The following is a 24,785-nucleotide window of genomic DNA, read 5'->3' on the forward strand; positions in this document are numbered from 1 at the left end:
GACCCGCTCGCACCCTGCTCGGACCCCGCTCCGACACCGCTTTGAGATCCCCGGGAGTGATACGCCGATGATGCCCAGCCTGTCGAACGCGGGGCGTTCGCGCGGTGACGGCGCGCACGGCGTCCGGGCGCGTCTGATCATCCTGCAGGTCCTCGTCCTGTCCCTGATCGTCACGCTGTTCGGCCGGCTGTGGTACCTCCAGATCCGCCAAGGCGACGAGTTCACCAAGGCGGCCACCAGCAACAACGTCCGCAACGTCGTCACCCCCGCGGTGCGCGGCCAGATCCTCGACGACAAGGGCCGCCCGCTGGTCGCCAACAAGGCGGCGCTGGTGGTGACGGTCAACCGGACGGACCTGTCGTCGATGCCCGACAAGGGCAGCGCCGTGCTCACCAAGCTGGCCGGCGTGCTCAACATGAAGGCCGAGGACCTCAAGCTGAAGGTCCGGCTGTGCGAGAAGAACGTGCCGCAGCCGTGCTGGAACGGCTCGCCGTACCAGCCGATCCCGGTGACCAAGAACGCCACCACCGAGCAGGCGCTGGCCATCGCGGAGCACCGCGAGGAGTTCCCCGGCGTCATCGCCGAACCCACCGCGATCCGCGCCTACCCGAGCCCGGAGAGCGCCAACGCCGCCGCCACGCTCGGCTACCTGTCGCCGGTCACCGACGACGAGCTGACCAAGCAGAAGCAGGCCGGCAAGGAGGACCTCCAGCGTTCCGACCAGGTCGGCCGCACCGGCCTCGAACGGACCTACGACACCGACCTGCGCGGCAAGACCGGCGTCACCAAGCTCGCCGTCGACAACCTGGGCAATGTCATCGGCACCGTCTCGGAGACTCCGGCGACGCCCGGCAACCACCTGGTGACGTCGATCGACGCACGCGTCCAAGCAGTCGCCGAACAGCAGCTCAACGAGGCCCTGCTGCGGGCCCGCAGCACCTTCGACGCGGGCAACACGCACCGCAACTTCGCGGGCGACTCCGGCGCGGTCGTCGTCATGGACGTCAAGACCGGCCGGATCGTGGCGATGGCGAGCGCGCCCACCTACGACCCGAACGTGTGGGTCGGCGGCATCGCGCAGGCCGACTACCAGGCCCTCACCGGCCCGAACTCCGGCCAGCCGCTGCTGCCGCGCGCCATACAGGGTCAGTTCGCGCCGGGCTCGATCTTCAAGGTCGTCTCCACCTCGGCGGCCGCCGAGAACGGCTACTCGACCAAGGCGAACTACCCGTGCCCGGGCGGTATCACGGTCGGCGGCATCACCTTCAACAACCTCGAGGGCGCGGGCTACGGCGACATCTCGCTCCAGCGTGCCCTCGAAGTGTCCTGCAACAGTGTGTTCTACGGCCTGTCCTACGACATGTGGCTCAAGGCGGGCGGCCTCAAGGGCACCCACCACCCGATGGTCGACATGGCCCGCGCCTACGGTCTCGGCACCGCGACCGGGATCGACATCCCCGGCGAGGTGCCCGGCCGCATCGTCGACCAGAGCGTGCGCCGCGCCGAGTGGGAGAAGAACAAGGACACCTGGTGCAAGGAGTCCGAGGACCCCAAGCTGAGCGCCCAGCAGCGCCTCGTCAACCACGAGAACTGCCTGGACGGCTGGCAGTTCCGCGCCGGTGACGCGGTCAACTTCTCGATCGGCCAGGGCGAGACCCTGGTGACCCCGATCCAGATGGCCCGCATCTACGCGGCGATCGCCAACGGCGGCACGCTCTACAAGCCGACCGTCGGCAAGGCCGTGGTCAGCCCCGACGGCAAGGTCGTCCGGGAGATCGAGCCGGAGGTCGCGGGCAAGATCCCGGTCTCCCCGGCGACGATGTCCTACCTGCAGAACGCGCTCCAGGGCGTGGCCACCAACGGCACCGCGGCCCGGGTGTTCGCCGGCTGGCCGATGGACCAGCTGCCGATAGGAGCCAAGACCGGTACCGGCTCGGTGCAGAACAAGCAGTCCACGTCGTGGTTCGCCACCTTCGGCGGCCCCAAGGGCGCGGCGCAGTACGCGATCGTGATGATGGTCAGCCAGGGCGGCACCGGCTCCGGCACGTCGGGCCCCAGTGTGCGCAAGATCTACGACGCGCTGTACGGCGTCGACGACAAGGGCCAGATCGACCCGAGCAAGGCGCTCATGTCCGCGCCGCCCGGCGATCTGCCGAAGATCCAGGCGGACGGCACGGTCGTGCCGGTGGCGTCGTTCACCTACGACGCACCCGCCCATCCCGGCGGAGGCAGCGGCGACCGGCCTGCCGTGGCACTCGGCGTACCCGGCGCACTGCCGCCGGACCGGGTGCCGTACCGGGGAGGGCGGTTCGTGTGAACCTGGGGGTGAAGATGCGGCAGTCCAAGCCCAAGGCGTTCGGCCTCGGCGGGCCGCCGTCCCTGCAGAAGCTCTCGCCCGCCTTCGCGGAGAGCCGCCGGTCGTTCACGGCCCGCGCGTTCGAACGCGACGCCCCGGTGCGCCGCCTCGACTGGGTGGTGTTCGCCACCTCGCTCGCGCTGTCCGTCATCGGCTGCCTGCTGGTGTGGTCGGCCACCCGGCCGCGGCACAACCTGACCGGCGGCGACCCGCAGGCGTTCCTCAAGAAGGACCTGCTCAACCTGGCCATCGGCCTGGTGCTGTTCGTGGTCGTCTCGGTGGTGGGGCACCGCCGGATGCGCGCCGCGGTGCCGTTCATCGGCATCCTCGCCATGCTCGGCCTGTTCGCCGCGCTCAGCCCGCTCGGCGCCACCATCAACGGCCAGCGCGCGTGGATCCTGCTGCCCGCCGGGTTCTCGCTGCAACCCGCCGAGCTGGCCAAGATAGGGGTGATCCTCGGCATGGGGATGATCCTGGCCGAGCGGGTCGACACCGGCGACGTGGAACGCCCCGGCAACCGCGCGGTGCTCTTGTCGCTCGTGGTCGGCCTGCTGCCGATCGGCGTCATCATGCTCATGCCCGACATGGGCTCGGGCATGGTGATCGGCGTGATCATCCTCGGCGTGCTGCTCGCGTCCGGGGCACCGGCTCGCTGGATTGCGGGGCTCACGGTCATCGGCGGCGTGGGCGCCGCGGCGGTGTGGAAGCTCGGGATACTGAGCCCGTACCAGATCGACCGGTTCAAGGCGTTCACCGATCCGACCCTCGACCCGGCCGGCGTCGGCTACAACGTCGCGCAGGCCAAGCTCGCGCTCGGCTCCGGCGGACTGTTCGGCAAGGGGCTGTTCCAGGGGCCGCAGACGCAAGGCCAGTTCGTGCCCGAGCAGCAGACCGACTTCATCTTCTCGGTGGCCGGCGAGGAACTCGGACTGGTCGGCTGCGCGGTGATCCTCTGCCTGTTCGGGCTGCTGCTGTGGCGCGGCGTCCGGATCGCGGTGAACGCCGACGACCTGTTCGGCACCATCATCGCGTCGGGCGTCGTGGCGTGGCTGGGCTTCCAGATGTTCGAGAACATCGGCATGAACGTCGGCATCATGCCGGTCGCCGGCCTTCCGCTCCCGTTCATCTCCTACGGCGGTTCGTCGATGTTCGCGATCTGGATCGCGGTCGGACTGCTGCAATCGGTGCACATGCGCGGCGCGGCGTCGCTCGGCAAGTTCAAATAAGACCCTTCCAAGACCCTTCCCGCTTCCCGGAGCCGAACCGCGTGGTCACGCGGTTCGGCTCCGGCATTTCTGCTCCCATCTGCGCCCATCTGCGCCCATCTGCTCCGATCTGCTCCGATCTGCTTCTCTCTGCTTCCGTTTGCTCCCGCTGTGCGCGGGCGTGCGGCCGTGTGCCCCGTGAGTTGGGCGGTTTTCGCCCCTTCGAGTGAGTAACCACCGGGTCCGGCCGGAGGTTAAGGACACGGAGTCGGGGATGTCCGCCTTCCCCGCACACGAGCAGCAGAAGCAGGAGAGGCCATGTCGGGGATGTCCGGAGCGGTCCCGCTCGGCCGACCGAGTCTCGGCGCCGCCGAACTCGCCGCGGTGGAGGAAGTGTTCCGCTCGGGCTGGGTCGCCGGGGCGGGGCCCGCGTGCCGTGCCTTCGAAGAGGAGTTCGCCGAGGCCTGCGGAGTCGGGCACGCCGTCGCGGTCGCCAACTGCACCGCGGGCCTGCACCTGGCCCTGCTCGGCTACGGCGTCGGCCAAGGCGACGAGGTGATCGTCGCCGACTACACCTTCCCGGCGACCGGACACGCGGTGCTCTACACCGGCGCCACGCCGGTGTTCGCCGACGTGCTGCCGGACACCGCCACGGTCGACCCGGAGGCCGTCGCCGCGCTGATCGGGCCGCGCACCGTCGGGATCATCGCGGTGGACGCCGCGGGCATGCCCGCCGACTACGAGGCCCTCGGCGCGCTGGCCGAGCGGCACGGCCTGTTCCTCGTCGAGGACGCCGCCTGCGCCGCGGGCGCGACGTACCGCGGCCGTCCCGCGGGATCGCTCGCGCCGGTCGCCGCGTTCAGCTTCCACGGCCGCAAGGGCATCACCTGCGGCGAAGGCGGCGCGGTCGTCACCGACGACGCCGACCTGGCCGCCAAGGTCCGCAAACTGGCCGCGTTCGGCCTGGAGAGCGCCTGGTCTCGGCAGGGCCGCACCGAGCTGCCCATCCCGGTGTTCGACCAGGCGGGCTACAACTACAAGCTGTCCGACCTGGCCGCCGCGATCATGCGCGTGCAGCTCTCCCGCCTGCCGGAACTCGTCGGGCGGCGCCGCGTGGTCGCGGACGCGTACGCGGCCCTGCTGGCCGACGCCGACGGCCTCGCCGCACCCGTCGAGCCGGACGACCGCACCACCAGCTGGCAGTCGTACATCGTCACGCTCGCCCCGGACGTCGACCGCGGCAAGGTCGCCGCGCACCTGCGCGAGCAGGAGATCGGCTGCAACTTCGGCACCTACGCCTCGCACGTGCAGCCCGTCTACGGCACCACCGCGCCGTGCCCGGTCTCCGCCGACCTGTTCGCCCGGCACCTCGCGATCCCGATGCACAGCGAGCTGACCGACGCCGAGGCGGAGCGGGTCGCGATCGCGCTGCGCAAGGCCGTGGAGAACGCCCGCTAGCACCCCCCTTCGTGCCGGGCCGGCGGCCCGGCTCCGTCCCCCGCAACCCGCCCCGCAGGCACCGAGGAGCCCAGCGTGTCCGTCCCCACCGTCTTCTTCTCCGGCGGCGCCGGCTTCATCGCGAGCCACACCATCCCGATCCTGCTGGAACGCGGCTATCGGGTACGGATCTTCGACAGCATGCTGCGCGGCGACCGGGACCGCGTCGACGAGTTCTGTGCCACCGGCCAGGTCGACCTCATCGAGGGGGACGTCCGCTACGGCGGCGCCGTGCAGAACGCGATGCGCGGCTGCACGCACGCGATCCACTTCGCCACCGTGTCGATCAACAAGAGCATCGCCGACCCGTACGAGTCGGTCGACATCAACGTCATCGGCAACCACAACGTGTTCGCCGCGGCCGCCGACCACGGCGTCAAGCGACTCGTCTTCGCGTCCTCCGCGTCGGTCTACGGCGACCCGCAGAAGCTCCCGATGCACGAGGACGACGTCCTGCAGCCGCTGACGCCCTACTGCATCAGCAAGCGCATGGGCGAGGACCTCCTCGGCTTCTACCAGCGCACCAAGGGCCTGTCCTGGATGGCCCTGCGGTTCTTCAACGTGTACGGCCCCGGCCAGAAGACCGAGGCCTACTACACGTCGGTGATCAACACCTTCCTGCGCCGCATCCGCTCCGGCGAGCCCCCCGTCATCGACGGCCGCGGCGACCAGTCGATGGACTTCGTGCACGTCACCGACATCGCGCGGGCGGTCGTCGCGGCCCTCGAATCGGAGCGCGACAACCTGCCGGTCAACGTCGGCACCGGCGTCGACACCTCCATCGCGCAGCTCGCGAAGATCCTCATCGCCGCCGTCGGCGCCTCGATGGAACCGCAGTTCAACCCGCGCGACGTGCTCGTCTCGCGGCGCGCCGCGGACATCACCCGGGCGCGCGAGGTCCTCGGCTGGGAGCCGACCGTGCCGGTCGAGAAGGGCATGGCCGACCTGGTGCGCGCGTCCGCCTGACCCGCCGTCCGACCGCACCGACCCCCGAGAGCATCCGCCAGACCATGCGTATCGCCGTCGTCAACAACTTCTTTCCGCCCCGGGTGGGCGGCAGTTCGCACCTCTCCGCGGCCCTCGCCCAGGAGTACGCCAAGCGCGGACACCAGGTCACGGTGCTGACCGCCGCCTACCGCGGAGCCCCCGCCCACGAAGTCGTCGACGGCGTGGACATCCACCGCCTCCCGGCGTTCGTGATGCCCAAGATGGGCCTGTCGATCGACTTCGACATCACCTTCACCAGCGGGCCCCGCAACCTGCGCCGGGTCTTCCGGCTGCTCGACCGGTTCAAGCCGGACGTCATCCACCAGCACGGCCAGTTCCTCGACCTGAGCTGGCTCACCGGCCAGTACGCGCGCAAGCGGAACGTCCCGGTGCTGCTGTCCATCCACACCCGGCTGGAAAGCCCCCGCGCCTTCTACGCCAACGCGTTCCGCGCCATCGACCGGGTGTTCCTGCGCCGCATGCTGCGCCGCTACGACCCGCGCTACGTGATCATGGACGAGCACGCCGCGACGTACTGCACCGCCCGCTACGACTCCGGCGACCACCACTACGAGTACATCCCGGTCGCCGTCGACCCGGCCCGCTTCGAAGCGCCGCCGAGCCGCGACATCCGCGCCGAACTCGGCTTGGGCGACCGGCCGCTGATCGTCTCCGTCGGACACGTCATCCCGCTCCGCGACCGCAAGCTCCTGATGGACGCGCTGCCCGCGGTCCTCGCCAAGTACCCGGACACCAAGCTCGTCGTGGTCGGTACCGTCTACTACGACGCGTTCCTCGAACGCGCCCGCGAACTCGGCATCGAGGACGCGGTGATCTGCGTCGGCGCGGTCCCCAAGGACGACGTGCCCGCCTACTTCGCCGCCGCCGACATCGAAGTACACGACCTGTCCGGCGGCGGCTGCGGCACCGCCAGCCTGGAGGCCATGGCCGCCGGCCGGGCCACCGTCGTCGCCGTCAGCGCGACGAACTTCCCGGGCATCGACCTGGTCAACTGGGAGAACGCCGTCCTGGTGTCGCACCGCGACTCCGACGAACTCGCCGCCGCGCTGATCCGGCTCCTCGACGACCCCGCGGAGCGCGCCGCCATCGCCGCCCGCCAGCAGGCCCTGGTCCACGAGCACTTCACCCTCGACCGGGTCACCGAGCAGCACCTGGAGGTGTTCGCGCGGATGACCGGCGGGCAGCCCTCCGCGGGCGGCCGTTCCGGCGCCCCCTCGCTCGCCGCGCCGAGCAACGACCCCGCCCGCGAGGACCCGGCCCGCGAGGAGCCCGCCGATGTTTCACGATGACGACCGCAGCAACCGGCTGCGCCCGGCGATCCTGACCGACCTCGTCGGCCAGTACATGAACGACAGCGAGCGCGCCGCCCTGCTCGGCCTGCCGCCGACCACCCGCATCCGCGAGCGCGCCAAGATCGTGAATCCGGAGCGCCTGGAAATCGGCGAGCACTGCTGGATCGGCGAGGGCGCCGTGCTGGACGCGAGCGGCGGGCTCAGCATCGGCGCGCACACCAGCATCGGCCTCAACGTGCTCGTGTTCACGCACTCCAGCTGGCTGGCCAACATGACCCTGCAGAACCACTCCGGGTCCGACCTCATCGAACGCAAGCCGATCCGGATCGGCAAGGGCTGCTTCATCGGCGGCAACAGCGTCATCATGCCGGGCGTCGTCATCGGCGACTTCGCCACCGTGTCGCCGCTGTCCGTGGTGGCCAAGGACGTCCCGGACCGCTGCATCGTCGGCGGCAACCCCGCACGGGTGATCCAGCGCATCGACGACGAGCACATCCAGGCCGAGGTGCGCCGGGTCCGTGCGGGCGCGCACCCCACCCAGAGTCAGGAATCACCGTGGCCAACCGCATCCACCCCACCGCTGTCGTCGGCGACGGCGTCGTCCTCGGCGACGGAAACCTCGTCGGGCCCTACAGCGTGATCCTCGGCCCGTGCCGGATCGGCGACGGGAACTGGATCGGACCGCACGTCTCCATCGGCGCCCCGGCGGAATGGCGCGGCGGCCCGCACCCGGCCGCCTGGGACGGGGAGCTGGCCGGCGAGGGCGTGGAGATCGGCGACGGGAACCGGCTGCGCGAGTTCGTGACCGTGCACCAGGGCACCAAGCGGGCCACCCGCATCGACGACGAGTGCTACCTGCTGGTGCGCAGCCACGTCGGCCACGACGTGCTCCTCGACAACGGCGTGACGCTGTCCTGCTCCGCCCAGCTCGGCGGGCACACCGAGGTCGGCGCGCACGCCAACATCGGCATGGGGGCGGTGGTCCACCAGCACAGCCGCATCGGGCCGGGCGCCATGGTGGGCATGGGGGCGTCGGTCCGCCGCGAGGTGGCGCCGTTCAGCATCGCGGTGGGCAACCCGGCACGCGAGGTCGGCGTGAACGAGGTCGGCCTCGGGCGCTGCGGCGTCGCCGGACCCGCCGCCGAGGCGATGGCCGAATACGTGAAGGGGCACGCGCCGGTCCCGGACGGCCTGCCCGGCGAGATCGCCGCGCTGCTCGCCGCGTGGGAACGCGGGCGTACTCCGGCCGAGTGACTTCGCGCGTGCCAGCGCGCTGCCGTGGCACCCGGTAGGGAGCGGGTATCCCGCCTCACCCGCGTTTCCGGTGCCCGGCCATCCGACGGCCGGGCCGGACAGCGAAGGACCGGCCGCGGCCAACCGACCGCCACGGCCGACCGGGCCGACCGGCAACCGCGTACGAAAGGGGGACACATGTCCACCACCACGGACGACTCCACCACCAAGGACGGCGCCACCACGAGGGACCGCCTCAAGGGCGTCTTCGCCTACGCACTCGACCTCGACCCGTCGGTGCAGATCGAGGAACTGCGCTACCGCGAGATCGACAAGTGGGACTCGCTCGGCCACATGGCGCTCGTCGCCGCGATCGAGGACGAGTTCGGCGTGCAGTTCGACACCGACCAGGTCATCGAGATGAGCGGGTTCAAGGTCGCCTACGACATGCTCCGCGGAATGGGGCTCGGTGACTAGCGCGGCCCCCGAAACCGGCCAGGCCGCCTCGACCGGCCTGGCCGGGCGGATCTGCGTGGTCACCGGCGGCACCCGCGGCATCGGCGCGGCCACCGTGGACGCGCTCGCCGAGGCGGGCGCCACCGTGGTGCTGACGGGCCGCGACGAGGCCAAGGCCAAGGAACGCGCGAGCCGCGCGGCGGCCGCGACCGGGGCGACCGTCGTCGGGCACGCGCTCGACGTCACCGACTCGGCCGCCGTCCGCGCGCTGTTCACCGAGATCGCCCGCGAACACGGCGGCATCGACTGCCTGGTCGCGAACGCCGGTGTGCTGGAGGACGCGCTGATCGGGATGATCCGCGACGACCTGGTCGACCGCATGCTGTCCACCAACGTCGCGGGCACGCTCAGCTGCCTCCAGGCCGCCGCCCGCGCCATGATGCGCAAGCGCTCCGGCGCCATCGTGCTGCTCGCCTCGATCGTCGGCGAACGCGGCAACGCCGGGCAGAGCGCCTACGCGGCCTCGAAGGGGGCGGTGAGCGCGCTCACCAAGACCGCGGCCAAGGAACTCGGCCGCTACAACATCCGGGTCAACGCGGTCGCGCCCGGCGTGATCGCCACCGACATGATCGCCCACCTGCCCGAGGACCTGGTCGCGGGCCGCGTCGCCGACACCGCGCTCGGGCGCGTCGGCACCCCCGAGGAGGTGGCCCGCGTGATCCGCTTCCTGTGCGGGCCCGACGCGGCGTTCGTCACCGGCCAGATCGTCGGCGTCGACGGAGGCCTGGTGCTGTGAGCATCGAGACCCCGCGGCACCGGTACCCGCAGCCCGAACCCGACGACCGGCCAGGCAACGCCGCCGGCGAACTGGTGCACCCCGGTGCCGCCCTCGTGGACGGCGCCACCGGCACCGCGCTGCGCGGCCCCGAGCTGCGCGGCGCCGTCGCGGAGGCCGCCGACCGGCTGTCCGCGCTGCCGACCGGCGTCCTGTTCGCGCTGACCCCGCTCGACCTCCCCGGCGTGCTGCGGTACCTCGGCGCGCTGGCCGCGGGCCGTCCGGTGCTGCTGCTCGACCCGGCGCTGGACCGCACCGCGCTGGAGACGCTGATCGGCCGCTTCCGGCCCGCGGGCGTCACCGGCGCCGACGGGCCGGTGCCCGCCGGGTACCGCGCGTTCGACGGCACCGGCTGGGTGCGCCTCGACCCGGACGGCGAGACGCCGCACCCCGACCTGGGCGTCCTGCTCACCACAAGCGGCTCCACCGGCAACCCCAAGCTGGTCCGGCTGTCCGCGGGCGCGGTCCTCGCGAACGCCCGCTCGATCGCGGTCGCGCTCGGCATCGGCCCCGGCGAAGTGGCGCCCACCAGCCTGCCGCTGCACTACAGCTACGGCCTGTCGGTGCTCAACAGCCACCTCGTGGCCGGCGCCACCGTCCTCGTCGAGCCGAACGGGGTGCTGTCCCGCAGCTTCTGGGACGCGGTCGACACGTACCGCGCGACCAGCTTCGCCGGCGTCCCGTACCACTACGAGATGCTGCGCCGGATCGGCTTCGCTCCCGCCGCGCACCCGTCCATCCGCACCCTCACCCAGGCGGGCGGCCGGCTGAGCCCGGCGCTCGTCCAGGACTTCGCCGACCGCATGGCCGCGGCCGGCGGGCGCCTGGCCGTGATGTACGGGCAGACCGAGGCCACCGCGCGCATGGCCGTCCTGCCGCCCGAGCGGCTGGCCGACAAGATCGGCAGCGCCGGACAGGCCATCCCCGGCGGCGCGTTCACCATCCGGCCGCTCGACGGCCCGGCGGACCCGGACGGCGCCGGCGAGGTCGTCTACGCCGGGCCCAACGTGATGATGGGCTACGCCGAGACCGAGGCCGACTTGGCCCGCGGCGACGACCTGGGCGGCGTGCTGCCCACCGGCGACCTCGGCCGCCTCGACACCGAGGGCTTCCTGACCATCACCGGGCGCCTCAAGCGCATCGGCAAGGTCTTCGGCACCCGCGTCAGCCTCGACGACCTCGAAGACCTGCTGCGCGGGCACGGCGTCGCGGCCGCGGTGCCGGGCGACGACCGCGTCGTCATCTGGCTGGAAGGCGCCGACGGCGAGCGCTGCCGGGCCGCCGCGCGCGCCCTCGCCGAGCGACTGCGTGTGCACGCGTCCGGGTTCGACGTGCGCTCCGTCGACACGCTGCCGCTGCTGGCCAGCGGCAAGGTCGACTACCGGGCCCTGGAGGCGGACAGGTGACCGCGCCCGCCCACGTGTTCTCCCGCACCCAGGAGCAGCGCGAAGCCGAACTGCTGCCCGAACTCGTCGCGCTCACCGCGCACCACCGGGCCAACTGCGCCGAATACGACCGGATCCTCGCGGCCCTCGGGGTCACGGGGACCGCCGGGAGCATCGCCGAGCTGCCGTGGCTGCCGGTGCGCCTTTTCAAGCACCACGACCTGGCGAGCGTGCCGCGCGAGGAGATCTTCAAGACCCTCACGTCGTCGGGCACCACCGGCGCCGAGGTGTCCCGCATCCACCTCGACCGGCAGGCCGCCGCGGACCAGACCCGGGCGCTCAGCCGCACGCTGCAGACCGTCCTCGGCGGGCAGCGGCTGCCGATGCTCATGGTCGACACGCCGTCCGTGGTCAAGGACCGCCGCTCGTTCTCGGCGCGCGGCGCGGGCGTCCTCGGCATGGCCGGGTTCGGCCGCGACCACACCTACGTCCTGGACGCCGAAGGCCGCCCGGACCCGGACGCCGTCGCCCGGTTCCTCGGCACCCACGGCAACGCGCCGTTCCTGGTCTTCGGCTTCACCTTCATGGTCTGGCAGTACCTCTACGAGGTCGCCGCCGCGCACGCGTTCGACCTGTCGCACGGCATCCTCGTGCACTCCGGCGGCTGGAAGAAGCTCGCCGACCGGGCCGTCGACAACGCCACGTTCCGCGCCCGGTTCGCCGCCGACACCGGCCTCACCCGCATCCACAACTACTACGGCATGGTCGAGCAGATCGGCACCGTCTTCGTCGAAGGCCCGGACGGCGACGCGCTGTACTGCCCGGACTTCGCCGACGTGGTGATCCGCGACCCGGAGACCTGGGCCGAACAACCCGCGGGCACGCCCGGCCTCATCGAGGTGGTCAGCACGCTGCCCCGCTCGTACCCGGGCCACGTGCTGCTCACCGAGGACCTCGGCGTCGTGCACGGCACCGACGACGGGTACTGGCCGGGCAAGCGCTTCTCGGTCCTGGGCCGGCTGCCCCGCGCCGAAGCCCGCGGCTGCAGCGACACGTTCACCGAGGCACCCGACCAAGCACCCGCCCAAGCATCCGACCAAGCCGCCGACTCCCAGGGGGAACAGGCCGCATGATGATCCGTCAGCGCTTCCCGGCGGGGCCGGACCGGCCGTTGGCCGAGGTCCTGGACGACCTGGCCGGGGAGGTGCCGGGCGGTCCGCTCACCGTCGGCGACCCGCGCATCGTCGACTTCCTGACGGCGTTCGGGCGCACCCTTCTCGAACCCGCCCTGATCCGCAGCCATCCCGAACTGGCTCCGCTCGGCTTCTTCCTGCGCCGTGCCGAACTCGACGCGCAGCTCGCCCGGCTCGCCGAGCCCGACCGCGCGGGCATCCGCACCCTGCGATTCCCGCGCGGCCTGCTCTTCCACATCCCGCCCGCGAACGTCGACACGATCTTCGTCTACGCGTGGGCGCTCGCCGCGCTCACCGGCAACCGCAACGTGGTCCGCGTCTCGCCGCGCTCCGGCGCCGCCGCGGACCGGGTCCTGGAGCGACTGGAGTCCGCCCTGGCCGCCGCCCACCCCGCGGTCGCGGCCACCCAGCGCATGATCACCTACGACCGCGACGACGCCGCCACCGCGGCCCTGTCCGAGGCCTGCGACCTGCGCGTCGTGTGGGGCGGCGACCATTCGGTGGCGGCCGTCCGGCGGACCCCGCTCGGCCCCGCGGCCCGCGACTTGGCCTTCCCGGACCGCGCGTCGTTCGCCGCGGTGCACGCCGGGGGATGGGCGGCCGCCTCCGACGCCGCCCGCGACCAGGCCGTCCTGGACCTGTACAACGACAGCTACTGGTTCGACCAGGCCGCCTGCGCGTCGCCGCGCGCCGTGTACTTCGTCGGCCCCCCGGACGCCGCCGACGCGGCCCGGGACGACCTCTTCGACCGGCTCGCCGCGCTGCTCGCCCGCCGCGGGGAACGCCCCGACCCGGCGATGGCCGTGCACAAGCGCGTCGCCGCGTACGGGGTCGCCGCCGAAGGCCGGGCCCGCACGCTGAGCTTCCGTGCCGCCGAGGCCGTCGCCGTCCTCGACCTCGCCGACCCCCTCGACGTGCCCCGCACGTGGCTCGGCGCGGGCGCGTTCCCGACCGCGTCCGTCGCCGCGCTCACCGACGTCGCGGCCATGGTGCAGCGCCGCGACCAGACGCTCAGCCACTTCGGCTTCGCCCCCGAGGACCTGGCCGCGTTCGCCTCCGCGGCGGCCGGCCGCGGCATCGACCGCATCGTGCCGTTCGGCTCCGCGCTGTCGTTCGCCCCGGTCTGGGACGGCTACGACCTGCCACGCGAGTTCACCCGCCTCACCACCGTCGCGGCCGGCCGGTGACCGGTCCCGCGGCGGACCCCGCCGCCACCCCGGCGACCGGCCCCGCCTCCGAACCGCCCGCCCCGGACGCGTCCGCCCCGGCCGCGGACGCCGCCGCGCCGCGCCCGCCGCGGCCGCCCTGGCAGCGGGTCCTGGCCCGGCTCATGGTGGTGGCCCGGCCCGTGCTGCTGGTGCTCGCGGTCGGCGGAATCGTCTACATCGTCCTGGGGAACTGGGACGAGGTCGCCAAGACCCTCGACGAACTCCCGTGGTACTCGGTCGCCTGCAGCGGCTTCGTGCTCCTCGTCGGCATGTTCGTCGGAACGCTGTCGTGGCAGCAGCTCGTGGACGGCATGGGCAAGCCCATCGGCGTCCTCAAAGGCGCGCAGATCCAGCTCGTCAGCCAACTCGGCAAGTACGTGCCCGGCTCGGTGTGGACGTACGTCCTCCAGCTCGAACTCGGCCGCAAAGCCCAGGTCTCCCGCGCCCGCATCTTCACCGCGTCGCTGCTCTACGTGATCATCTCCGTGGTCACCGCGCTGCTGCTCGGCGTCCTCGCCCTGCCCGTCGTGCTCAAGGACGCGCCGGGCGCCGCCTGGGCGTTCCTCCTCCTGCCGATCGGGTTCGCCGGACTGCACCCGAAAGTCCTGGCGCGCACCGGCGAGTTCACCCTGCGGCTGCTCAAGCGCCCGCCGGTGAAGCTCCGCCTCACGTGGGGGCTGGTGGGCCGCAGTGCGGGCCTTGCATCGTTCGCCTATGTGCTCTTCGGCGTCCACCTGTGGATCCTCGCGCGCGGTGTCGCCCCCGCGGACCTGCAGCAACTGCTGCTGTGCATCGGCGCCATCGCGGTCGGCCTGACCGCGGGCGTGTTCGCGTTCGTGCTGCCGTCCGGCGCCGGCGTCCGCGAGATCGTCCTCGTCGCGGCGCTGGCCACGACGATGCCGCGCGGCCAGGCCGTCGCGCTCGCGCTGGTGTCGCGGATCCTCTTCACCGTCGCCGACCTGGTGTCGGCGGGCATCGCGGCCCTGCTTGCTCGGCACGTCCTCAAGGACCCGGCGGACCCCACGGCCACCGACCGCGCCGACGCCATCGCGCACAAGGCCACCCGCGTCGACCCCGAGCCCGAGCCGCACGCCGACCCGGAGCCCCACCCGGAACCCGACCCGGAGCGCGGCCCGCGGCCCGACGCGGCGCCCGACCCGGCACCGGACGAGCGGGGGACGCGCTGATGCTCTACCGGCTCTCCGGGCTGCGCGGCCTGACCGCGCGCTGCCGGACCCGGCTGTCCGGGCCCGGAGGCCGGGCCGCCGTGTGGGGCGGCCTGCTGGTTCTCGTCTGGCTGTTCGCGTTCGCCGCACACGCGCTGCACGCCGATCCGCTGTCCGCGCTGGTGGTGTTCGTCGGTACTGCGTCCCTGCTGCGGGCCGGGTCCGCGCTGCTCGACCGGTTCGTGCTCGCCGCAGGGCTGCTCGGCGGCGCGACGATCACCGCCGCACTGCTGTTCTCGGTGTGGCCGTGGCATCTCGAACCCGCGCCCGTCGCCGGGAGCGCGATGACCGCGCTGCTCGCGGTCGCCTTCGCCACCGGACGGCGGCCGAAACTGCCCCGCAAGGTGCTGTGGTCGGACGCGGTGATCCTGGCGTCCGGCGCCGCGTCCGCGATCACCCTGGCCTGGCCGGTCGCCCGCGTCGGCTTCAAGCAGTCGCTGCCCTACCTGACCGCGGTCGGACAAGGCGACCGGCTGCGGCACTTCTCGCTGTTCGACGCGATCCAGCAGGTCGGCGGCTACGGCTTCTTCCACTCCGACCAGGCCCGCGAAATCGTGCTGCCCGGCATGGAAGCGAACTACCCGAGCGGCACGCACATGCTGTACGCCCTCGGCGACGTGTTCGCCCGCTCCAGCGCCGACCCGAGCACGTCGACCGCCGCCTTCCACCGCTACTACTGGTGGGCGGTCATCGGCTACGCGTTCTTCGTCGTGTGCGTCACCTGGGCCTGCCGGTGGGTCGCCGGACCGGCGGTGTCCGACCGCCGCCGTGCGGTCGTCTGCGCGGGCGTCGGCGCGTACCTGGCCACCGGCGTCCTGATGACCGGGTTCTGGAACGAGTCGGACGCGGAAATGCTCGGCCTCGGCTTCTTCGCTCTGGCCGTCGCGCTGATCGCCCGGCCGCCGGTGAAGGACGGCGACAGCGCGGTGCTGCTCGGCGCGCTCGTGGTCGCCGTCAGCTGGTGCTACTCGCTGTTCCTCGTCCCGATCGCGCTCGCCGGTGTGGCCGGGCTCGCCGTGTACCGCAAACGCGTTCGGCGGTCCTGGCGGGCCTACGCGGCCGTGGCGGTGGTGGCCGTCCCGGTCGCGCTGCTGCCCGCCGTGCTGCCGAAGCTGGTCGGCACGCTCAACGTCGGAAGCCACCTGCTGCTCGCTGGGCCCATCGTGCGCATGCAGCGCCGTTTCCTGGCCGGGCTGGCGATCGTCGCCTTCCTCGGTCTGGTGCGCGCGGGCACTCGGCGTTCGCCTGCGTACCGGGTCATGTTCGGTCAACTGCTCGCCGGAGGAGCCGCGTTGGCGGTCTTCTGGGCGTACCAGGTGCTGTCCGTCGGCGGCACCGTGTACTACTTCGAGAAGATGCTGCACGCGTGGACCGTCCTGTGCCTGGTGGCGCTCGGGCCCGCCGTGCTCTGGCTGCGGAGGGCGGCCCCCCGGCCCTCCATGGCGGCTTCTCCGCGATCTTCCCCGGCCCTGCTCCGGACCCGGAACGCGTTCGGCGCGGTCGCGGCCGTCGTGGCGGCGGCAATTCTCGCCGGGGGACTGCACTGGGGCCGCGTGCAATACGACGGACGCCCCGGACCCGACATGAACTGGGGCGCGGTGTGGGCGTCCGGCCGCATCCAGAACCCCTATGCGGACAGCCTCAAAGTCCTCTACAACGCGAAGTTCCTCGGCGACGGCGTGCCCACCATGGCACTGCTGTCCGACCAGCACTGGGTCAACGTCGACGCGTCCAACACCCTGGCCGTGCTCAACCACGACTACGGCCGCCTCCAGAAGACGCTGTACGCCCTCAAGGACGTCGACGGCATCGCCCCCGGCGAGCCCCTGCGGCCCGCGCCGACCGGCAAAGCCCTCCCGTACGGCGACCGGTCCGAGGTGACCGAACGCGGCGTGGCCCGGCTGCGCCGTATCCTCGCGGCCAGTCCGATCCCGCTGCGCGTCGTGGTCTGGGACCCGTGGGTGGAGCGCGAGCTGCGGAAGTTCGCGGCCCAACGGCCCGACCTGGGCCTGCGTATCGTCCGCGTGGACCGGCTCGGCAGACCTGTGTGACCACGCGCCCGGACGCCCGCGGACCCCGCCCGCCGAAACCCCGCGGGACCTCGCCGGCGCGCCCGCCTGCGCGCCGGCACGACCGAACGGCCTCCAGGAGGTCCAGGTGCTCGACCGTGTAGCGGCCCCCGAACAGCAGCCCGGCCCGCGGCCGTACGCGTCGCGCGCCGCCTTCCTGCGCCGCCGCACCCCCGCCGCGCTCACCGCCCTCGCCGCGGCCTGGGCGGTGACCGCGCTCGCCCACCTCGCCCACGCCGACCTGGTGCTGCCCGCCCTCGTCGTCGCGGCCACCGCGAGCCTGCTGCGCCCCGGCGGGGGACTCCTCGACCGCCTTGTGATCGCGGCCGGCGCCGTCGCGGGCGCGGCGCTCGTCGGCGGACTGCTGTTCTCCGTGTGGCCGTGGGGGCTGCACCCCGTGCCCGTCGCGGGGTTCGCGTTCACGCTGCTGGTCGCGGCCGCGTGGGCGCTGCGCCGCAAGCCCACCTTGCCGACCCGGGTGTACGGCACCGACCTCGCGGTCGCCGGCGCCGGACTCGCCGCCTGGCTGATGACCGCGTGGCCGACCGCGACCCGGCCGCTCGTCGAACGCCTCGGCTACTTCGCGGGCAACGACACCGGCGACCGGCTGCGCCAATTCAGCCTGTTCGACGCCATCCGGCAGCTCGACGGCTACGCCTTCCTCGACCCCGGCCACACCAAGCAGATCCTCGTCTCGGGCATGGCCACCAACTACCCCAACGGCGCGCACTTCCTGTACGCCCTCGCCGACTCGTTCCGGATGAACGGCGCCGCGCCCGGCAACGGTGTTGCGGAAGCCCACCGCTACTACTCACTCCTGCTGCTCGGGTACGGCGCGTTCGTGCTGGCCACCGTCTGGGCGGCCCGCTGGGTCGCCGGGCACCGTGCGCGCGGCTGGCGCGGCGCGCTGGCGCTGTCCGCCATCGGCGCGTTCCTCGCCACCGGGGTCATGACCACGTCGGTCTGGTACGGCTTCGACTCGCAGGTGCTCGGCCTGTTCTTCACCGTCCTCGCCATCGCGCTGCTGGTGCGCTACCCCGACCGGCCGGTCGAACAGACCGTGCTGGTCGGCCTGGCGCTGATCGGTGTCGCGTTCACCTACCCGCTCTACGCACCCGCGCTCGCCCTGGGCGCCGCCGCCACCATGTGGGCGGTCCGCGCCCGCCTGCGGCGCCGCCTGCTGCCCGTGGCGGTGACCTGCGCGGCCGTCGTGCCGCTGGTGCTGGTGCCGATCGTGGTGCCGCGCCTGGCGGGGGACTTCAACGCGTCGTCGCATCTGCTGCTATGGGGGCCGATCATCCGCGCGCCCCGGCGCGTACTCGCGGCGGCGACGGCGGTGTTCGTGCTGTACCTGGCGGTGTCCCGGGCCCGGCGGTCGCCCACCCAGCGGCTCATGGGGATCCAGGTCGCCGCAGCGGCCGTGGTGGCGCTCGGCCTGTGGGTGTACCAGCGGTCGGAGATCGGCGAGTCGTCGTACTACCTGGAGAAGTTGCTCTACGCCTGGCTCGTCACCGGGCTGATCGGCCTCGGCGGCGCCGGCGCGCTGATCTCCCGAAGCCGGTTGCCGCTGCCGCGTGTTGCTCACGAGAGGGCCGACAAGCTCGGTAGCCGGGGCCGGTGGGCGGCCCGGGGGACCGTGGCCGTGGCGGCGGCCCTCGCGGGCGTCCTGCTCGCGGGCGGCATCAGCTTCGGCAAGCCCGAGTTCCGCGACAACCGGCCGGCGCCGGACAACACGTGGGGCAAGGTCTGGGCCGACGGCCTGATCGTCAGCCCCGCGCAGAGCGAACTCATGGCCATGCAGCGCCGCAAGCTGCTCGGCAACGGCAAGTTCACCATGGTCGTGCTGCGGGCCAGCCGCACCGCGTGGCAGAACGCGCTGGTCACCATGCAGGCCGCGGTGCTCAACCACCAGCTCGGCACGCTGGAGAAGTACGTCGCCGACATGCCGCTCGTCGCCTCCGAGAAGCAGGACGCCCGCAAAGCCCTCGACCCGATGTACTACGTCGCGCAGAACTGGGACGAGAACCTCGAGGTCTACAGCCGCACCAGCCCGGTACCGCTGCAGATCGTCTCGTTCGACCCCGTCGTCGGCGTGCGCCTGGTCCGGGCCGCCGCGCAGAACCCCTGCCACTGCGTGAAGATCGTGCAGATCGGCGGCGGGAAGAGCTGACGGCCCGGATGCGGAGGGCGCGGAGCCGGAGGTCTCGCAGTCGGAGGGCTCGGAGCCGGAGGGCGCGGCCTCAGCCGGGCTCGTTCTCTGGAGCGCCGGGTTCCTCGGCCGGGTCCGCGGCGCGTTTCGGCGGGCGCCCGCGGCGGGCCGGGGCGCCCGCGTCGCGCGGCGTCCGCCCGGCGTCGCCGAGCGCCCGCCGGAGGAGGAACTCGATCTGCGCGTTGGTGCTGCGCAGTTCGTCCGCCGCCCAGCGGGCGATCGCGTCGTGGACCGCCGGGTCGAGACGCAGCAGGATCTTCTTCCGCTCGGTCACCGGGCCTCGGAGCTATTGGTAGAGCGAACCGGTGTTCACCACCGGCTGGGTCGACTGGTCGCTGCACAGCACCACAAGGAGGTTGCTGACCATCGCGGCGCGGCGGTCGTCGTCCAGGGCGACCAGGTCCTGTTCGTCGAGGCGGTTCAGCGCCAACTCGACCATGCCGACCGCCCCTTCCACGATCCTCGTGCGTGCCGACACGACGGCGCCGGCCTGCTGGCGGCGCAGCATAGCCTGCGCGATCTCCGGTGCGTAGGCGAGATGCGTGATCCGGGACTCGATCACCCGTACACCTGCCGCGGAGACGCGGGCGCCGATCTCGGCGGAGAGTTCGCCGGTGATCTCGTCGGCGTTGTCGCGGAGCGACAGGCCGTCGTCGGTGTGGTTGTCGTAGGGGTAGCGGCTGGCGATGTGCCGGACCGCGGTCTCCGACTGGATTGCCACGAACTCCACGAAGTCGTCGACCGAGAAGATCGCCTGCGCGGTGTCCTCGACCTGCCAGACCACCACGGCGGCGATCTCGATCGGGTTGCCGTCGTTGTCGTTGACCTTGACGACGTCCGTCTCCAGGTTGCGGATCCGGGTCGACACCGCGGTGCGGTGGGTCAGCGGGTTCACCCAGCGCAGGCCGCTCTGCCGCACGGTGCCCTTGTAGTGGCCGAAGAGCTGCACCACGCGCGCCTGCCCGGGCGCGACCGAGTTGAGGCCGCCGAGGCCGAACAGCGCCAGCAGGGCGATCACGATGCCGCCGCCGATCAGGGCGCCGCGCTGCCCGCCCTCGACGCCGCTGCTGGCGACGAACATGACGACGGCGCCGATCAGCATCAGCAGCCCGATGCCGAGTGCCGGACCGCCGCCGACGCCGCGGACCACGTGCTCGCGGACCGGGGGCGCGGGCATGTCGACCGCTACATCGCCCGGACCGCCCGGAGTTGCCGGTGTGCCTGATGTGCCCGATGTGCCTGGTGCGCCGCTCATGGCCGCCTCCCCGCAGTGATGTGACGCTGCCACCCCGTGAAGGGTGACAACAGAAAACTAGCAAAGTGATATCACTTTTTCCAGGGTTCGGGGCGGTCGGGGGGACTCCGGGCAGGCGTTAAGCTGGGAGGCTGTTCCCCCATCCCCTGCCGGAGGATGCACCATGCCCGCCGACTCGGTCTTCCCGCGCCTGGAACCGCTCCTGCCGCGCGTGCAGAAGCCCATCCAGTACGTGGGCGGCGAGCTGAACTCGACCGTCAAGGACTGGGACGCCGCCGCGGTGCGCTGGGCGCTCATGTACCCGGACGCGTACGAGGTCGGCCTGCCCAACCAGGGCGTCATGATCCTGTACGAGGTGCTCAACGAGGTCGCCGACGTCCTCGCCGAGCGCACGTACGCGGTGTGGCCGGACATGGAGAAGCTCATGCGCGAGCACTCCGTCCCGCAGTTCACCGTGGACGCACACCGCCCGGTGAAGGCGTTCGACGTGTTCGGCGTCAGCTTCTCGACCGAGCTGGGCTACACGAACCTGCTCAACGCGCTCGACCTCGCGGGCATCCCGCTGGAGGCCGCGGACCGCACCGAGGACGACCCGATCGTGCTCATCGGCGGCCACGCGTCGTTCAACCCCGAGCCGATCGCCGACTTCATCGACGCGGCCGTGGTGGGCGACGGCGAGCAGGCGGTGCTGCAGATCACCGACGTGATCCGCGCCTGGAAGGCCGAAGGCCGCCCGGGCGGCCGCGACGAACTGCTGTTCCGCCTCGCGGTGACCGGCGGCGTGTACGTGCCGCGGTTCTACGACGTCGACTACCTCGAGGACGGCCGGATCCAGCGGGTCGCCCCGAACCGGTCCGGCGTGCCGTGGCGGGTGTCCAAGCACACCGTCATGGACCTGGACGAGTGGCCGTACCCGAAGCAGCCGCTGGTGCCGCTCGCCGAGACGGTGCACGAGCGGATGTCGGTGGAGATCTTCCGCGGCTGCACCCGCGGCTGCCGCTTCTGCCAGGCCGGCATGATCACGCGCCCCGTGCGGGAGCGAAGCATCACCGGCATCGGCGAAATGGTGGAGAAGGGCCTCAAGGCGACCGGCTTCGAAGAGGTCGGCCTGCTCTCGCTGTCGTCCGCGGACCACACCGAGATCGGCGAGGTCGCCAAGGGCCTCGCGGACCGCTACACCGAGGACAAGATCGGCCTGTCGCTGCCGTCGACCCGCGTCGACGCGTTCAACATCGACCTGGCCAACGAACTGACCCGCAACGGCCGCCGGTCCGGCCTGACGTTCGCGCCCGAGGGCGGCAGCGAGCGCATGCGCAAGGTCATCAACAAGATGGTCAGCGAAGAGGACCTGATCCGGACGGTCGCGACGGCGTACGGCAACGGCTGGCGCCAGGTGAAGCTGTACTTCATGTGCGGCCTGCCGACCGAGACCGACGAAGACGTCCTGCAGATCGCGGAGATGGCGAAGAAGGTCATCGCCAAGGGCCGCGAGGTCTCCGGCAGCCGCGACATCCGCTGCACGGTCTCCATCGGCGGCTTCGTGCCCAAGCCCCACACGCCGTTCCAGTGGGCGCCGCAGCTCGACGCGAAGACCACCGACGAGCGCCTGCAGAAGCTGCGCGACGTGATCCGCGCCGACCGGCAGTACGGCAAGTCCATCGGCTTCCGCTACCACGACGGCAAGCCCGGCATCGTGGAAGGCCTGCTGTCCCGCGGCGACCGCCGCGTCGGCAAGATCATCCGCGCGGTCTGGGAGGACGGCGGCCGCTTCGACGGCTGGAGCGAGCACTTCAGCTTCGACCGCTGGATGAAGAGCGCGGAGAAGGCCCTCGCCGACGAACCCGTCGACGTCGACTGGTACACCACCCGCGAACGCGACTGGAACGAGGTGCTCCCCTGGGACCACCTCGACTCCGGCCTCGACAAGGACTGGCTCTGGGAAGACTGGCAGGACGCCCTCGACGAGGTCGAGGTCGAAGACTGCCGCTGGACCCCGTGCTTCGACTGCGGCGTCTGCCCGCAGCTCGGCACCGAGATCCAAATCGGCCCGACCGGCAAGCAGCTCTTGCCGCTTTCGGTCGTCAACAAGTAGCGATGCCCGTCCCGTCGGCCCCGTACCTGTACGGGGCCGACGGTGTCAGTGAGTCCGGCCGCCGAACACATCCGGCTTGATGATCAGGTGCTCCTCGACATCGTGCGGGACAGCCAACTGCAAGCTCACCTCTGGCGCTCGTTGCCGTGGGATCTTTGTCCGGCGGACACGGCAGATCACCCCGGCCCTTCGCAGGTCCTCGGCCATCGTCTTGGCTCCTTCGCGCTGCCAGCGGACGCCGAAAGTCTCGCCGTTCGAGACCACTGTCCAGCACGGTGCTGTCGGCCCGTCATCTCCGTCCGTTCCGGCGTGGTACTCCCGGACGCGGACCGGAAGCGCTCCGAGGGCGGCCATGACTTCGGTTGAGAGCCTGCGGTACACCACGTCTGGGTGAGGTGCTCCCAGACCTCCGCTTGGACACGTCCGACATCGGAGGTAGGTGTAGATGCGTTGATTCGTTGTCGTTCGGTGGGCCGTCATGTTCGTGCCGCAGTCGCTGCACACCAGGACGCCCAGGAAATCGGTGGCACCTTGAGGGCTTCGACGCGGCTTGGCGGCGGACCTGCGGTCGAGTGCCGACTGCAGTGCCTGCCACTCTTGTTCCGTAAAGATGGGGTCAGCCACTCGGATGGGGCTGCCGTTTCGATCACACACGATCTTCGACCGGCGGGTGGCCGCATCCCGGTCCATCTCGACTCTCCACCCGAGCAGCGCCGGGTTCCGCAGCCGCTGTAGCAGTGTGCCAGCGGTCCACTGACCGCCACCGCCCGTAGGGATGCGTGCTCGGATGAGTACGGCAGTCATCCGGCGGGCCGACACTCCGCGGAGTGCCGCGCCCTGACACCAGCGCAGAACGCGCCGGGCGCCGGGCTCCACAACCAGCATGCCGCAAGCATCGGTTGTGTAGCCGTAGGGAGGCTTGCCCACAAGCCAGTCCGATTGGGTCTTCGTGTACGCCCAAAGACTCGTGACGCGTGTGCTGGCGCCGCCCGCTTCCAGCTCGGCGACCCGGCCGATGACGGTCGCCAGCTTGCGTCCGGTCGGTGTGGACAGATCGATGGCCTCGTGCTTCGAGACCAGATTCTTCCCGCGATCCGTACACCATTCGATCATGACGCTGAGATCGGTGAGTCGACGGACGAAGCGGTCCAACTTCCAGAAGAGCAGCACGTCGAAATCGGGCGCCCGCTCGTTGAGCCAGTGCCCGAGCTGCCTGCGCCTCCACGGAGGGACGCGTGTTGCGGAGACATTCAGGTCGGCTGCCACTCCGACGACTCGGAACCCCCGTTCCCGCGCGAGTTGCCGTAGTTCGAGCTCCTGGCGCACAGGCGATGTGGTGTCGGCGGTGAGGCTGGAGAGCCTCACCGAAAGTAGTGCGCCTGGTGCATTCGGTGGAAGAGACTGATCGGCCGCCAGCAGCTCGTCGAGTAGCGTGAGGTCGCTCTCCCGCCAGTGCACCTGCGGTGTCGTGCGTGTCGGTTCAGTGCTCACGGCTTACCCAACGAGGCAATCGCGCCATGGATGTGGGCCTGTAGCTTTCTGTCCGCAGATGCAGACCGAGATCCAGATCGTAGCTCCCCTGCGCGAACATCAAACGGCCCCACCGGAACTCCGTTGGGGCCGTTTGATGTTCGCGTTTGATGTTCGCGGGGATGATCACCGGGCACGGCTCACGTGGGTATCACCTGGGTGGTGAGGTAATCGTTGGCCGGGTTTCCGGTGTTGTTGATCGCGACGAACGCCGTGGTGCCGGAGACCGGCTCCTGGATGTTCACACTGCCGCCTCCGGAGCTGTCGGTCGTGATCGAGCCGTCGACCTGACTGCAGGTGCTCGCGCTCTGGATCACCCGGACGTTGTACGTGGTACCGGGCCGGGCGTTCTGGAGGACCACGTTGGCGATCAGCTTGCCGTTGGCGGGCTCGTTGTAGATGACGAAGCCGCCGCCGGGTCCGGTGCCCTGCCCCGCGGCGGGGGAACCGTCGCAGTTGACATTCGCGGTGGTGAGCGGAACCTTCAGCGCGTGTGGTGCCGCCTGCGCGATCCCCGCAATCGGCCCGAGGCCGAGAGCGACAACCGCGCCGGCTGCTGCGCCCAAGGCCGCCAGTCGCGTGCGATTCGTCGGGAACATGGTTCTTCACCTCGATATGGACCCTTCCGAGGCTACGTCGCCTGCACACAGCACCGGCCATCTGCGAGGATTCATCGGATTTTCCGCAGCAAACCGGGGTGCGGAGAACCAGGTCGGCGGCGGGCTGCGTCCCTGGC

General features: G+C 71.6%; 20 protein-coding genes. 16 read left to right on the forward strand and 4 right to left on the reverse strand.

Going from position 1 to position 24,785, the window contains the following annotated elements:
- Positions 1-67 precede the first annotated feature (67 nt).
- From mrdA to ACPA54_RS34160, 15 genes are all read left to right on the forward strand, one after another.
- Positions 68-2,317: a penicillin-binding protein 2 gene (mrdA, locus tag ACPA54_RS34090; RefSeq protein WP_423535664.1), complete on the forward strand. Its 2,250-nt coding sequence runs from the start codon at positions 68-70 to the stop codon at positions 2,315-2,317.
- Positions 2,314-3,582, forward strand: coding sequence for a rod shape-determining protein RodA (gene rodA, locus ACPA54_RS34095; RefSeq protein ID WP_423535666.1), 1,269 nt, complete (start codon positions 2,314-2,316; stop codon positions 3,580-3,582). Before mrdA ends, rodA begins: the two co-directional genes overlap by 4 nt.
- 297 nt (positions 3,583-3,879) lie before the next feature.
- Positions 3,880-5,019 (forward strand): DegT/DnrJ/EryC1/StrS family aminotransferase, encoded by a 1,140-nt coding sequence (locus ACPA54_RS34100; RefSeq protein WP_423535668.1) that lies wholly within the window; start codon positions 3,880-3,882, stop codon positions 5,017-5,019.
- A gap of 75 nt (positions 5,020-5,094) precedes the next feature.
- Positions 5,095-6,024 carry an NAD-dependent epimerase/dehydratase family protein gene (locus ACPA54_RS34105; protein WP_423535670.1) on the forward strand — a complete coding sequence of 310 codons (930 nt, stop codon included), beginning with the start codon at positions 5,095-5,097 and terminating at the stop codon, positions 6,022-6,024.
- 44 nt (positions 6,025-6,068) lie between these two features.
- Entirely contained in the window at positions 6,069-7,355 is a 1,287-nt protein-coding gene (locus ACPA54_RS34110) for a glycosyltransferase family 4 protein (protein ID WP_423535672.1), read from the forward strand.
- The gene (locus ACPA54_RS34115) at positions 7,342-7,998 is read left to right on the forward strand and encodes an acyltransferase (RefSeq protein ID WP_423535673.1); all 657 of its coding nucleotides are present in this window, start codon (positions 7,342-7,344) and stop codon (positions 7,996-7,998) included. Before ACPA54_RS34110 ends, ACPA54_RS34115 begins: the two co-directional genes overlap by 14 nt.
- Positions 7,914-8,612 carry a UDP-N-acetylglucosamine acyltransferase gene (locus tag ACPA54_RS34120; protein WP_345676961.1) on the forward strand — a complete coding sequence of 233 codons (699 nt, stop codon included), beginning with the start codon at positions 7,914-7,916 and terminating at the stop codon, positions 8,610-8,612. The genes ACPA54_RS34115 and ACPA54_RS34120 overlap by 85 nt, the downstream gene beginning before the upstream one ends.
- 177 nt (positions 8,613-8,789) lie before the next feature.
- A complete protein-coding gene (locus tag ACPA54_RS34125; RefSeq protein WP_423535674.1) occupies positions 8,790-9,068 on the forward strand; it encodes an acyl carrier protein in 279 nt (92 codons plus the stop codon).
- Positions 9,061-9,843, forward strand: coding sequence for an SDR family NAD(P)-dependent oxidoreductase (locus tag ACPA54_RS34130; protein ID WP_345676963.1), 783 nt, complete (start codon positions 9,061-9,063; stop codon positions 9,841-9,843). The genes ACPA54_RS34125 and ACPA54_RS34130 overlap by 8 nt, the downstream gene beginning before the upstream one ends.
- Positions 9,840-11,288, forward strand: coding sequence for an AMP-binding protein (locus tag ACPA54_RS34135; protein WP_423535677.1), 1,449 nt, complete (start codon positions 9,840-9,842; stop codon positions 11,286-11,288). The genes ACPA54_RS34130 and ACPA54_RS34135 overlap by 4 nt, the downstream gene beginning before the upstream one ends.
- Positions 11,285-12,400: a LuxE/PaaK family acyltransferase gene (locus tag ACPA54_RS34140; protein ID WP_423535678.1), complete on the forward strand. Its 1,116-nt coding sequence runs from the start codon at positions 11,285-11,287 to the stop codon at positions 12,398-12,400. Before ACPA54_RS34135 ends, ACPA54_RS34140 begins: the two co-directional genes overlap by 4 nt.
- Entirely contained in the window at positions 12,397-13,647 is a 1,251-nt protein-coding gene (locus tag ACPA54_RS34145; protein ID WP_423535680.1) for an acyl-CoA reductase, read from the forward strand. The genes ACPA54_RS34140 and ACPA54_RS34145 overlap by 4 nt, the downstream gene beginning before the upstream one ends.
- The gene (locus tag ACPA54_RS34150) at positions 13,644-14,855 is read left to right on the forward strand and encodes a lysylphosphatidylglycerol synthase domain-containing protein (RefSeq protein ID WP_423535681.1); all 1,212 of its coding nucleotides are present in this window, start codon (positions 13,644-13,646) and stop codon (positions 14,853-14,855) included. The genes ACPA54_RS34145 and ACPA54_RS34150 overlap by 4 nt, the downstream gene beginning before the upstream one ends.
- Complete coding sequence (locus ACPA54_RS34155) at positions 14,855-16,945, forward strand: hypothetical protein (RefSeq protein WP_423535683.1); 2,091 nt, start codon at positions 14,855-14,857, stop codon at positions 16,943-16,945. Before ACPA54_RS34150 ends, ACPA54_RS34155 begins: the two co-directional genes overlap by 1 nt.
- 106 nt (positions 16,946-17,051) lie before the next feature.
- The gene (locus ACPA54_RS34160) at positions 17,052-19,133 is read left to right on the forward strand and encodes a hypothetical protein (protein ID WP_423535684.1); all 2,082 of its coding nucleotides are present in this window, start codon (positions 17,052-17,054) and stop codon (positions 19,131-19,133) included.
- 70 nt (positions 19,134-19,203) lie between these two features.
- On the opposite strand, the gene ACPA54_RS34165 is transcribed toward ACPA54_RS34160, so the two are convergent.
- Together ACPA54_RS34165 and ACPA54_RS34170 are read right to left on the reverse strand one after the other, a co-directional pair.
- Positions 19,204-19,446 carry a type II toxin-antitoxin system antitoxin gene (locus tag ACPA54_RS34165; protein WP_423535686.1) on the reverse strand — a complete coding sequence of 81 codons (243 nt, stop codon included), beginning with the start codon at positions 19,444-19,446 and terminating at the stop codon, positions 19,204-19,206.
- Positions 19,447-19,458: 12 nt separating this feature from the next.
- The gene (locus ACPA54_RS34170) at positions 19,459-20,349 is read right to left on the reverse strand and encodes an SPFH domain-containing protein (protein ID WP_423535688.1); all 891 of its coding nucleotides are present in this window, start codon (positions 20,347-20,349) and stop codon (positions 19,459-19,461) included.
- Between the two features lie 241 nt (positions 20,350-20,590).
- On the opposite strand from ACPA54_RS34170, the gene ACPA54_RS34175 reads away from it, so the two are divergent.
- Positions 20,591-22,519, forward strand: coding sequence for a TIGR03960 family B12-binding radical SAM protein (locus tag ACPA54_RS34175; protein ID WP_423535690.1), 1,929 nt, complete (start codon positions 20,591-20,593; stop codon positions 22,517-22,519).
- A gap of 45 nt (positions 22,520-22,564) precedes the next feature.
- Here the strand turns inward: ACPA54_RS34175 and ACPA54_RS34180 are convergent, their stop codons facing one another.
- Both ACPA54_RS34180 and ACPA54_RS34185 read right to left on the reverse strand, forming a co-directional pair.
- A complete protein-coding gene (locus ACPA54_RS34180) occupies positions 22,565-24,010 on the reverse strand; it encodes a recombinase family protein (RefSeq protein WP_423535692.1) in 1,446 nt (481 codons plus the stop codon).
- A 179-nt stretch (positions 24,011-24,189) separates the two neighbouring features.
- A complete protein-coding gene (locus tag ACPA54_RS34185) occupies positions 24,190-24,648 on the reverse strand; it encodes a hypothetical protein (protein ID WP_423535693.1) in 459 nt (152 codons plus the stop codon).
- Positions 24,649-24,785 lie beyond the last annotated feature (137 nt).

It is taken from the genome of Uniformispora flossi (assembly GCF_049534875.1).
GTDB lineage: Bacteria > Actinomycetota > Actinomycetes > Streptomycetales > Streptomycetaceae > Yinghuangia > Yinghuangia aomiensis.

Bases quoted from the DNA above. Each gene is read 5' to 3' on its own strand.
- ACPA54_RS34175 (WP_423535690.1), top strand. From the start codon at position 20,591: ATGCCCGCCGACTCGGTCTTCCCGCGCCTGGAACCGCTCCTGCCGCGC.
- ACPA54_RS34155 (WP_423535683.1), top strand. From the start codon at position 14,855: ATGCTCTACCGGCTCTCCGGGCTGCGCGGCCTGACCGCGCGCTGCCGG.
- ACPA54_RS34115 (WP_423535673.1), top strand. From the start codon at position 7,342: ATGTTTCACGATGACGACCGCAGCAACCGGCTGCGCCCGGCGATCCTG.
- ACPA54_RS34145 (WP_423535680.1), top strand. From the start codon at position 12,397: ATGATGATCCGTCAGCGCTTCCCGGCGGGGCCGGACCGGCCGTTGGCC.
- ACPA54_RS34110 (WP_423535672.1), top strand. From the start codon at position 6,069: ATGCGTATCGCCGTCGTCAACAACTTCTTTCCGCCCCGGGTGGGCGGC.
- ACPA54_RS34185 (WP_423535693.1), bottom strand. From the start codon at position 24,648: ATGTTCCCGACGAATCGCACGCGACTGGCGGCCTTGGGCGCAGCAGCC.
- ACPA54_RS34125 (WP_423535674.1), top strand. From the start codon at position 8,790: ATGTCCACCACCACGGACGACTCCACCACCAAGGACGGCGCCACCACG.
- ACPA54_RS34170 (WP_423535688.1), bottom strand. From the start codon at position 20,349: ATGCCCGCGCCCCCGGTCCGCGAGCACGTGGTCCGCGGCGTCGGCGGC.
- mrdA (WP_423535664.1), top strand. From the start codon at position 68: ATGATGCCCAGCCTGTCGAACGCGGGGCGTTCGCGCGGTGACGGCGCG.
- ACPA54_RS34100 (WP_423535668.1), top strand. From the start codon at position 3,880: ATGTCGGGGATGTCCGGAGCGGTCCCGCTCGGCCGACCGAGTCTCGGC.